This window comes from Streptomyces sp. XY431, assembly GCF_001279805.1.
Classification (GTDB): domain Bacteria; phylum Actinomycetota; class Actinomycetes; order Streptomycetales; family Streptomycetaceae; genus Kitasatospora; species Kitasatospora purpeofusca.
Genome location: NZ_LGDO01000009.1, coordinates 20,185 through 31,539, shown reverse-complemented (window position 1 = coordinate 31,539; position 11,355 = coordinate 20,185). Strand labels below are relative to the sequence as shown.

At 74.8% G+C, this 11,355-nt stretch carries 4 protein-coding genes; all 4 read left to right on the top strand.

The annotated features are described in order from the left end of the window. The first annotated feature begins 7 nt into the window (after nucleotides 1-7). The 4 genes from ADK60_RS02105 to ADK60_RS02090 all read left to right on the top strand — a co-directional run bounded on the left by ADK60_RS02105 (nucleotide 8) and on the right by ADK60_RS02090 (nucleotide 11,298). The gene (locus tag ADK60_RS02105) at nucleotides 8-6,196 is read left to right on the top strand and encodes an HAD-IIIC family phosphatase (protein ID WP_286185244.1); all 6,189 of its coding nucleotides are present in this window, start codon (nucleotides 8-10) and stop codon (nucleotides 6,194-6,196) included. Beyond that, nucleotides 6,189-8,588 carry a thioester reductase domain-containing protein gene (locus tag ADK60_RS02100; protein WP_053642688.1) on the top strand — a complete coding sequence of 800 codons (2,400 nt, stop codon included), beginning with the start codon at nucleotides 6,189-6,191 and terminating at the stop codon, nucleotides 8,586-8,588. Before ADK60_RS02105 ends, ADK60_RS02100 begins: the two co-directional genes overlap by 8 nt. Next, a complete protein-coding gene (locus ADK60_RS02095) occupies nucleotides 8,585-9,682 on the top strand; it encodes an alpha/beta hydrolase (RefSeq protein ID WP_053642685.1) in 1,098 nt (365 codons plus the stop codon). The genes ADK60_RS02100 and ADK60_RS02095 overlap by 4 nt, the downstream gene beginning before the upstream one ends. A gap of 164 nt (nucleotides 9,683-9,846) precedes the next feature. Beyond that, on the top strand, nucleotides 9,847-11,298 hold the full coding sequence (locus tag ADK60_RS02090) for an MFS transporter (RefSeq protein ID WP_159400259.1): 1,452 nt from the start codon (nucleotides 9,847-9,849) through the stop codon (nucleotides 11,296-11,298). Nucleotides 11,299-11,355 lie beyond the last annotated feature (57 nt).

Here is an 11,355-nt window from a genome sequence, read left to right as displayed (position 1 = left end):
CGTCGCCCTGCGCAGCCGCGCCATCACCCGCCTCTCCGGGCGCGGCGGCATGCTCTCCGTCCTCGCCCCGCAGGAGCAGATCACCCCGTACCTCACGGCCGGTCTGCAGATCGCCGTGGTCAACGGCCCCGAGCAGGTCGTCGTCTCCGGTGCCCCCGAGGAACTGGACGCCCTCGCCGCACGCTGCGAGACCGACGGCATCCAGGCCCGCCGCATCGCCGTCGACTACGCCTCCCACTCCCCCCAGGTCGAGGACCTCCGCGAAGAACTCCTCGAACTCCTCGCCCCCGTGGCACCCCGCACCGGCCACACCCCGCTCATCTCCACCGTCACCGGCCAGGCCATCGACACCGCCACCATGGACGCGGGCTACTGGTTCACCAACCTGCGCGAAACCGTCCGCTTCGACGCCGCCCTCACCACCCTCCTCACCACCGGCCACCGGGTCTTCGTCGAAACCAGCCCCCACCCCGTCCTGCTCGGTGCGGTGGCCCAGAACGCCGGCCACCACCGGATCGCCGGGGTGACGGCCGTCGGCACGCTGCGCCGCCAGGAGCCCGAGCCGACGCAGCTGCTGCGGAACGCGGCGGAGGTGTTCGCCGTCGGCGTGGACGTCGACTGGACACCCTGGATCGGAACGGGCAACCTCACCGACCTCCCCACCTATGCCTTCCAGCACCGCCGGTTCTGGCAGCCCGCCGCCGCCACGGCCACCGACGTCGGCACGGCCGGGCTGGGCCCGGTGCGGCACCCGCTGCTCGGCGCCGCGCTGCCGCTGGCCGGCGGCGACGACCTCGTCCTGACCGGGCGGATCTCCCGGACCGGCCACCCGTGGCTGGCGGACCACGGTGTCTTCGGCACGGTCATCCTGCCGGGCACCGCGTTCGTCGAACTCGTGCTCAGGGCGGGCGAGGAGGTCGGCCTGCGGGCCGTGCGCGAACTGACCCTGCACGCGCCGCTGCCGCTGCCCGAGCACGGCGAGGTGGACCTCCAGGTGCAGGTGGGCGCGGCGGACGGGCGCGGTGTGCGGCCGGTCGACGTCTACGCCCGGCCGCGCCGCTCCGACGGTGCGCCGGAGTGGACCCACCACGCGAGCGCCGTGCTGACCGGCGAGGAGGCCGAGGTCGCCGGGGAGACCGGGGAGGTTGTCGCCCCCGCCGGGGCCGCGTGGCCGCCCGCCGGGGCGCAGCGACTGGACGTGGACGCCCACCACGACGCGATGGCCGCCCTCGGCCTGGAGTACGGCCCGGCCTTCCAGGGCCTGTCGGACGTCTGGCGGTCCGGGGACGCGATCCTCGCGCAGGTCACCCTGCCGGGCCGGCAGGCGGAGGAGGCCGCCGCGTTCGGTGTGCACCCCGCCCTGCTGGACGCGGCACTCCAGGCCGCCGCGGTGGACACGGCGGACGGCCCGGCGCCGCTGCCGTTCTCCTTCGGGTCGGTCGCCCTGTACGGGCGGGGGGCGAGCGAGGCGCGGGTGCGGATCACGCCCGCCGGTCCGGACACCTTCACCGTGGAGCTGGCCGACCGCTCCGGGGCGCCGCTGGTGCGGATCGACTCGCTGCTGGTCCGCCGGGTGACGGCGGGTGAGCTCGCCACCGGGCAGGGCGGCAGCACGGCGCTGCTGTCCGTCGCCTGGTCCCCGCTGGACCCCGCGCCCGACGCCCACGGCGCCGACACCGAGTCCGGCACCGAGTCCGGCACCGACGAGGAGTCGACGCTCCTGGTGGTCGGCGACGGCCCGGCGGAGGCCGACGGGCCCGCCCGGGCCCGGGCGGTGCTGGAGCGGACCCTGGAGCAGCTGCGCGAGTTGCTGGCCCAGGACCGGCCGGCCGGGGCGCGCCTGGTCGTGGTGACCCGCCGCGCCGTGCCCACCGGCGCCGAGGCGGACGGCGCCGCCGTCCACCTGGACCACGCTCCGGTGTGGGGCCTGGCCCGGGCGGCCCGGGCGGAGAACCCGGGCCGGATCGTCCTGGTCGACGTCGACACGGACGCCGCGGAACCGGTCGACGAGGCGGCGGTGCGCGCCGCCGTGCGGTCGGGCCGGCCCGAACTCGCCCTGCGGGGCGGGCGGGTGTACGCGCCGGAGCTTCGGCGCGGCACGGCCGAGCCGGGCGGCGACCCGGCCGCAGCCCTGGGCACCGGCACCGTGCTGATCACCGGCGGGACGAGCGGTCTGGGCGCGCAGGTGGCCCGGCACGCCGCCGCGCTGGGCGCCCGCCACCTGCTGCTGCTCTCCCGGCGCGGGCCCGGCGCCGAGGGCGTCGAGGAGCTGCGGGCGGAGCTCACGGCCACCGGGGCGCGGGTCACCGTGCGGGCCTGCGACGTGGCCGACCGGGAGCAGCTGGCGGCGGTGCTGCGGGAGATCCCGGAGGAGTTCCCGCTGACCGCCGTCGTGCACTCCTCGGGGGTGCTGCGCGACGGGCTGCTCGGTTCGATCGGCGCGGACGATCTGGACGCGGTACTGCGGCCGAAGATCGACGCGGTCTGGCACCTGCACGAGCTGACCGCCGGGGCGCGGCTGTCCGCGTTCGTGGCCTTCTCCTCGGTCGCGGGCGTGCTGGGCGGCGCCGGGCAGGGCGGCTACGCGGCCGCGAACGCCTTCCTCGACGCCCTGATGCAGCAGCGCCGTCGCACCGGCCGGCCCGGTCTGTCGGTGGCCTGGGGCCTGTGGGCCGAGGCGACCGGGATGACCGGGCACCTCGACCGGGCGGACCTGGAGCGGATCAACCGCGGCGGGATCACCGCGCTCGGCACCGCGCAGGGCCTCGGTCTGCTGGACGCCGCGCTGACCGGCGACCCGGGTGACGGGCTGCTGCTCGCGGTGGCCCTGAACGAGCCGGTGCTGCGCGCGACCGAGCCGGGCCTGCTGCCGCCGCTGCTGGCCGGGCTCTTCCCGCCGCGCCGGCGGGCCGGGGTGGCCAGGGCCGGGAGGTCCGCCGGGTCCGACGGGCGTCCCGCGCTCGACTCCCGGGAGGCGGCGGTGGACCGGCTGCGCTACCGGTTCGCCCGCACCATGGGGTTCGACACGGCGGAGCTGGACATCGCCGCGCCGCTGGTCGGCCAGGGCCTGGACTCGGTGATGGCCATGCAGATCCGCGGCCTCATCGAGTCGGACTTCGGGCAGACGCTGCCGGTCGCCTCGATGTTCAACGGCGCCAGTGTGGAGAGCATCGCCGACCGGCTGATGGCCGGGGCCGGCGAGGCCGGGCAGGCCGGCGCCGAGGCGCCCGCGGAGGACCGGGAGGCGCCGGAACTCGTCCGCCACCCGGCCACCCGGGACGTGGTCCGGCTGCTCCGGGCCGAGCAGCAGGGCACCCCGGGCGTCACCCACCACATCGGGCTGGCGGTGCGACTGTCCGCCCCGACCACGCCGGAACGCCTCGCCGGAGCGGTCGCCGCCCTGGCCGGACGTCACGCCGCGCTGCGGACGGCGATCGTGCCGCACGCCGAGGACGGGCAGCAGTTGGAGGTCCGGCGCGGCGTGCCCGACGGGCTGCTGCGCTGGTCGGCGGTGGACGAGGACACCAGCGTGGACGACCGGCTGCGCGAGCTGATGGAGCCGCCGTTCGACCTCGCGACGGCCTCGCTGTGGCGGTTCGAACTGCTCGCCCGCCCCTCCGGGGAGCAGGTGCTGGTCTTCGGTGCGCACCACGCCGTCTCCGACCTGGCCTCGCTGATGCTGGTGGCGCACGAGCTGGACGCGGGCCTCGGCACCGACCAGGACACCGGCCGGGACACCGGCCCGGACGCCGCGCCCGCCGTCGTCTCCAACCGGGACATCGACCTGCTGCTGCGCGCCCAGGCGGCGCGCCCGGCCGGGGACCGCAGCCCCTCGGCCGACTGGCGCGCCGACTTCACCGGCGCGCGGCGGCTGGACCTCGAACTGGCCCACCCCCGCCCGGAGCAGCGCTCCTACCGGTCCGCCACCCACCTGGTGGAGCTGCCGGCCGAGCTCCAGGAGCGGGTGGCCGCCGCGGCGACCGGGCTCGGCATCACGCCCGCCGCGTTCTGGCTCGGCGCGCTGACCGTGCACCTCGCCCGGCTGCGGGAGCGCGACCGCTTCGTGCTGGCCGTCCCGGTGGACACCCGGCTGCACGTGGGCGCCCTCGACGCGGTCGGCTACTTCGGCCTGCCGATCCCGTACGCGGCCGAGGTCGGGGCCGGTGAGTCCGCCGCCGAGGTGCTGCGGCGCACCGACAGCCGGCTGACCCGGGTGCTGGAGCAGGGCGTCACCTTCTTCGACGTGATGTCCGCCCTCGTCGAGGAGGGGCTGTACCGCAAGGACGCGCCCCTGGTCGAGGTCTACTTCAACTACATGCCGCCCCAGGCCGGCGCGTCGGGGGGCCTGCGGATCCTGCCGGCCGGCACCGGCTGGTCCGACCTGGACCTGATGGTCACGGTGATGCCGGGGCTGGGGAAGGTCGGCCTCGAGTACAACGCCGACGTCCTCGACGACGCGAGCTGCGCCGACCTCGGCCGGGGCCTGCTCGCCCTCGCCGCCGACATCACCGAATCCCCCGACACCCTCGTCGCGATACCGGAGAGCACCGACGTGAGCCCCGAACCCGTACCGGCCGGACAGGTCGCCGTCGCCGCGACCTTCGCCCTCGGCAACCTCCCGGCGATGCTGGCGGTGGCGCTGGAGGACGGCGCCGCCGAGGGCGGCCCCCTCGCCGTCGCCGAGGCGCCCTACCACCAGGTGCTGGCGAGCCTGCACGACCCGGGCAGCGTGCTCGCCGAGCCGGCCACGGTGGCCGGCCTGGTGCTGCTGCGCCCGGGCGACCTGGTCCGCTTCGCCCCGGGCGACGAGCAGTTGCTCGACCAGCTGGCCGAGGAGTACCCGGCCGCGCTGGCCGCCCTCGCCGAGCGGACCCGCAAGCCGCTGGTGGTGGCCTTCCTCCCGGAGCGGTCGCCGGACGAGCGGCTGCGCGGGTGGGAGCGGCAGGTGTCGGAGCGGCTGGCCGACCGGCCGGGCGTCGCCGTGCTGGCCTCGGACCTCTGGCTGGAGGACTTCCCGTCGGACGAGGTCTTCGACGCCCACACCGACCAGCTCGCCCACCTGCCGTTCCAGGAGGAGTTCCAGGCGGTGGTGGCGCTCCAACTGGCCGACCTGGTCGGGACGGTGCGCCGCCGGGCGCCGAAGGTGATCGTGGTCGACGGCGACGAGACGCTGTGGAGCGGCATCGCCGGCGAGGCCGGGCCGGAGAACGTCGACCTGACGGGGGCCCGCGAGCTGCTGGCCCGGCGGCTGCTCCAGTGGCGGGCCGCCGGGGTGCTGCTCGCCCTGGTCTCCAACAACGACGAGGCGACGGTGCACGCCGTCCTCGACCGGCCGGACAGCCTGCTGCGCCGCGAGCACTTCGCCGCGATCTCGGCGGCCTGGGAGCCGAAGTGGACCCGGATCGCGCGGATCGCGGAGGAGCTGCGGCTGGGCCTGGACAGCTTCCTGTTCCTCGACGACAACCCGGTGGAGATCGCCGGGGTGCGCGCCCAGCTGCCCGAGGTGCTCTGCCTCGGCTGCCCGCCCGCGGCCGAACTCGCCGACTTCGTCCACCGGTTGTGGCCGGTGACGCCGATCGCGGCGACGGCCGAGGACGCCGCCCGGGCCGCGTTCTACCAGCAGGAGCAGGTGCGCGACGAGGCCCGCGCCCAGTTGGGCTTCGCCGAGTTCCTGGAGAACCTGAAGCTCGAACTCGACATCGTGCCGGTGTCCGCCGAGAGTGCCGAGCGGACCGTCCAACTCAGCCGCCGCACCAACCAGTTCAACCTCCGGCCGCAGCCGCTGGACGCGGCCGGGCTGGACCGGCTGCGGCAGGACGGCGGCGAGGTCTGGACGGCGACCGCCCGCGACCGCTTCGGCGAGTACGGGCAGATCGGCGTCCTGGCGGTCCGGCCGGACGGGGACGCGCTCGAACTGGTGGCCTGGATGATGAGCTGCCGGGTGCTCGGCCGCGGGGTCGAGGACCGGCTGCTGCAGTGGCTCGCCGACCGGGCGGAGGCCCTCGGGCTGGACGCCGTGCGGCTCGTCGCCGACCACACGCCCCGCAACATCCCGGCCCGGCGCCTGGTCTCCCGCCTCGGTGGCGGCGAGGTCGAGGCACCGCGGCTGGAGACGGTGGTGGCGTTGAACCAACTCCGGGCGTTCCGCTCCTGGGACCTCGGAACCGATATCGCAGCGGAGGTCAGCAATGCCTGAGGCGGGAGGCGGCACCAGCCGCAACCCCAGTGTCAACCGCCGTCCCGAGGAAGAGGTGATCGAGCGGCGACGGCCCGGCCGGGCCCAGGCGTCCGACCTGCTGGCCCGGCTCCGGAAGCCGGCCGCGCCCGCCACCACCGCCCCGGCGGCCCCGGCGGCAGCCGGTGCGGCGGGGGCGCGCGGTGTCGACCAGGTCGCGGCGGACATCGCCGCGCAGGCCGCCCGCTTCCTGCCGGGCGCGGCGACCGGGGTGGAGACCGACCTGTTCGACGCCGGTCTGTCCTCGGTGGACGCGGTCGAGCTGGTCGCCCTGATGGCCCGCGAGCTGGACGTCCGGGTCAGCCTGGACGACCTGTTCGCGGACGCCCGGCCGCGCCGGCTGGCGCAGCGCTGGGCCGCGGCGGCCGGTCTGCCGGTCACCGGGGCCGAGGCCGCCGCCCGGGCGGCGACCGGGACCGCCCTGGCGCTCCGGTCCGGCCTGCTGCCGGCCGACGACCACCGCGCGTCCGCCCCCCAGGCGCACGAGGACATCGCGACGATCCTCGCCGACCTCGCGCTGGCCGACCGGCTGCCGTTCAGCCGCCAGGCCGAGCCGGCCGAGCCGCGCCGCATCCTGCTCACCGGCGCCACCGGCTTCCTCGGCAGCCACCTGCTGCTGGACCTGCTGCGCGCGGGCGACGCCCACGTGGTCTGTCTGGTGCGCGCGGCCGACGACGCGGCCGCCGAGCAGCGCCTCGCCGAGGCCCTGGCCGGCTACGACCAGCCGTGGTCCTTCGAGGTGCGCCGCCGGGTGACCGTTCTCGCGGCCGACATCCGGCAGCCCCGGCTGGGCCTGTCCGAGGAGCGCTGGGCGGAGCTGGCCCGGGACGTCGACTCGATCGTCAACGTCGCCGCCGCCGTCGACTTCCTGCGCGGCTACCCCTCGCTGCGGCAGACCAATGTGCTCGGCCCGCTGCTGCTGGCGGAGCTGGCGATGACCGGACGGCCCAAGCCGCTGCACCACATCTCCTCGGTCGCGGTGTTCAACGAGGTCGGCATCGAGAAGATGGGCGAGGACGACCCGGTCGCGCACATCGACCGGCTGTTCGCGGGCTACGACAAGTCGAAGTGGGCGGCCGAGGCCGTGCTGCGGCGGGCCCGGGAGCACGGCCTGACCGTGACCTTCCTGCGGCCGGGCGCGATCGGCGGCCACACCCGCACCGGCGTCTACAACCCGGCCGACCTCAGCACCGGCCTGATCGGCGCGATCTCCCGGTTCCGGACGGTGCCGGCGTTCAAGTTCCTCAACCTGGCCCCGGTGGACTGGATCAGCCGGACCACGGCCGCGATCGTCTTCGACCCCAAGGCCTGGGGCCAGAACTACAACCTGACCGGCCGGGCGGAGACGCTGCCGGAGCTGGTCAAGGACATGAAGCTGGCCGGGATGAACGTCCGGATCGCCGGCTGGAAGGACTGGCGGGACGACCTGCTGCGCCGGCAGGAGACCGACCCCGTCCCCGAACTCGACTTCCTGGTCCGCATCCTGAGCAGCCCGACCGCCGTCAAGCTGTTCGAGGCGCTGATGTTCGGCCCGGAGGCCGGTTCCGAGCGCACCGAGGCGTTCGTCGCCCGGCACCGCCTGCCGCAGGCCGAACGCTACGGCTCCGAAGCCCAGTTGAAGGCCTTCGAGCGGATGGCGGAGAACGGCGTGGCCCGCCTCCCCAGCCGCGAGGACCCGCCCTACCTGTCCTTCCGCGAGCGGATGAAGGGCCAGGTCGGCCCGGTCGGCGAGGACCGCGACAGCAGCTGCCGGCTGGCGTTCACGCTGTCCATCGCGAGCATGTACCAGGTGATCAGGCACCGCCGGATCGACGTCCGCGGCCAGGTGGTGTGCGAGCGGATCCACCCCGAGCCGCTGACCGTGGTGGAGGGCGAGATCCAGGTCCGCCCCGACGAGGGCGTCCCGCGCCTGCACAGCAACGACCACCCGCTGCTGCGCTACCGGCTGACCCTGGAGGACCGGGACGGCAACCGCTGGTGGCTGGAGGGCTACAAGACGGCGCGCGCCCGGCGCGACTTCTGGAAGCAGACCCGCACGCTGGACATCGCGATCGGCCGCGAGGGCGAACCGGCCGTCCTGGCCGGCGTGGTGAAGGTACCCAGCAGCAGCTTCCTCCCGGACCAGATCGACGGGATCCAGGTCGACCCGCGGCTGTCCTCGCAGGAGCAGCGGCTCGCCAAGCTGGCGTGGCTGTCGTGGTTCTTCCTGCAGATGGGCGCCGGCCTGGCCGAGCCGTCACTGCGGGCCGCCGCCGAGCTGCTGGACCTGCGCCGGGACGCGATCGACCGGGACAAGGACAAGCTGGCACGCAAGATCAGGAAGCTGATGATCCAGAGGGAGCAGAACCGATGACCCTGAGGCCCCTTCACCACCGCCTCGGCGAGCGGGTCGAGGACATCCCCTTCACCGCCTCCGACGGCACCCGGCTCGGCCTGACCCGGGTCGTCCCCGAGGGCGGCGCCGGCGAGCGTCCGGCCGTCCTCGTGCTGCACGGCCTCACCGCCTCGGCCGACATGTTCACCCTGCCGGAGACCCGCAACCTGGTCGACGTGCTGCTGGACGCCGGCTACGAGCCCTGGCTGCTGGACTGGCGCGGCAGCTGCCGCCTGCCGTACAACGAGGGCCGGGTCCGGTACAGCTTCGACGACGTGGCCCTGTACGACATCCCGGAGGCCGTGGCGCTGATCCAGGAGCGGATCGGCGGACGCCAACTGCTCTGCGTCGCCCACTGCATCGGCGCGCTCTGCCTGTCGATGAGCCTGGCGGCCGGCCTGGTCACCGGGCTGGACGGGATCGTCGCGCAGGGTGTGTTCCTGACGCCCAAGCTGTCCTGGAAGACCCGGGCCCGGCTGCACTTCGGCGGCGAGCTGCTGCGCTCGCGCTTCGTCAACATCCCGACCGACTTCAAGAAGGTCGGGCTCTGGTCGAAGCACTCGCTGATCTTCGCGGAGGTCTCGATCGGCGCCGAGTGCAAGGACCCGACCTGCCAGATCCTGCACAACGACTCCTGGGGCGTCGGCGGTTCGCTGTTCGAGCACGACAACCTCGACACCCGGACCCACGACCGGCTCGCCGACCTGTACGGCACCGTGCCGATGTGGATCCTGCCGCACCTGCGCAGCGTCGAACTCGCCCACACCATGCTGCGGTTCAACGACAACGACGGCCGCTACGACGCGCTGCCGAAGAACGCGCTGGACAACGCGGGGAAGATCGAGGCGCCGCTGATGCTGCTGTCCGGCAGCGACAACCGCTTCTGGTTCGACTCCAACAAGATCTGCCACGAGATCCTGACCGCCCGGTACCCGCAGCTGGACGTCCGCTACGTGGAGGTGCCGGGCTACGGCCACCTCGACACGTTCATCGGCCGCAACGCCGCGCTGGACGTGTTCGGCCCGATCGTGGACTTCCTCGACGAGTGCCGGACCGTCAAGGCCGGCCGCTGACCACCGGGGCGGTGGCGTTCCGTCGCGGAGGCGCCACCGCCCCGGTCCCCCGAACCGCCGTTCCACGCCGGCCCCGATGCCTGCCGGCGTGGAACGGCCGTTTTCCGTTGCTGTTCCTTCGACTTCCGCGCACGGAAGCCGGGTAGAGGAGAACGATGACCTCGATGACCTCCGACAAAACGCGGCCGGACCCGGACACCGGGCCGCCCGGCCTGCGCCTGGTGATGCCCGTCATCATGCTCGCCGTCTTCACCGTCCCGCTGTCCGTCTCCGGGACTGCGGTCGCGCTGGGCGACATCGCCGCGGACCTCGGGTCGTCGTCCACCGGCGAGCAGTGGGCCCTGAACGGCTACAACCTGACCTTCGCCTGCGCCACGCTCGTCTGGGGCTCGGTCGCGGACGTCATCGGACGGTGGCGGGCCCTGCTGATCGGCCTGCTGACCTTCGGCGCCGGCTCCGCGCTCAGCGTCCTGGCCTCCGGCTACCTGCTGCTGGACGCCTCCCGGCTGGTCGCGGGGGTCGGCGCGGGCGCCGTCTTCTCGGTCGGCTCGGCGATCATCTCCACCAGCTTCACCGGCGAACGCCGCACCCGGGCCTTCGCCCTGCTGGGCGCCGTCGCGGGCCTGTCGCTGGCCTTCGGTCCGTCGCTGTGCGGCCTGTTCACCCAGGTCGTCGGCTGGCGGCTGGTGTTCGGCTTCCAACTGGTCTGCCTGGTGGTCGCCTGCGCCGCCATGCCGCTGATCCGCCGGGCGACCGCCCACGCGACCCGGCGGGGCGCCCGGATCGACGTGACCGGCGCCGTACTGTTCTGCGGGGCGACCGGCCTGCTCCTCGGCGGCCTGGTGCTCGGCTCCCAGACCGGCTGGCTGTCCCCGCAGTTCCTGCTCTGCACGGCCGCCGGCCTGGCCGGCTACGGGCTGTTCGCCCGGCAGGAGGCCACCGCGTCGTCCCCGCTGCTGAGCCTGCGCACGCTGCGCAACGCCCGGTTCTCCGGGATGACGCTGGTGATCGCGGTGGCGTCGTTCACCTTCACCAACGCGGTCGCCTACATCCCGGTGTTCTTCCAGGGCGCCTACGGCTCCTCGCCCGGCGAGAGCGGCGCCCTACTGATGTTCATGACCATGCCGGTGCTGATCGCCCCGCTGCTGGCCGGCCGGCTGGTCGCGCGTGGCGCCGCCATGGACCGGATCCTCGCCTGGAGCATCGGCCTGCTGGTGGTGGGCCTGGTCCTGGCGGGCGCCGCCGCCCCGCAGGGGCTCGCCTGGATGGCCCTGCCGCTGGTCGTCGTCGGCGCCGGCTTCGGCCTCCAGGCCGGACTGGTCGACGGCGAGGCGCTGGCCCAGGTGCCCGAGCACGAGGCCGGCATGGGCGCGGGCTGGATCAACACCGTCCGCCTCGGCAGCGAGGCGATCGCGGTGTCGATGTTCGGCTCGCTCTTCGCGAGCTTCGTCGGCACCGCGACCCATGCCTCGGGCCGCGGCTTCGCGGCGATCACCATCGGCTCCACCCTGCTGGCCGCGGTGATCGGTGTCCTGGCCGTCCTGCTGCTCCGCCGCGGCGCGGCGCCCGCCGGCCCGACCGCAGCCCCGGCCCCGGCGGACGCACCGGCCCCCTGACCCGGCAGCGGGTCGGGGGCCGGAACACCGGGGCGCCTGGGGCCGGGCGGGTCAGCG

What these genes read in the sequence shown, in the direction of transcription:
- ADK60_RS02100 (WP_053642688.1), top strand. Translation starts at nt 6,189, where the DNA reads ATGCCTGAGGCGGGAGGCGGCACCAGCCGCAACCCCAGTGTCAACCGC.
- ADK60_RS02095 (WP_053642685.1), top strand. Translation starts at nt 8,585, where the DNA reads ATGACCCTGAGGCCCCTTCACCACCGCCTCGGCGAGCGGGTCGAGGAC.
- ADK60_RS02090 (WP_159400259.1), top strand. Translation starts at nt 9,847, where the DNA reads ATGACCTCCGACAAAACGCGGCCGGACCCGGACACCGGGCCGCCCGGC.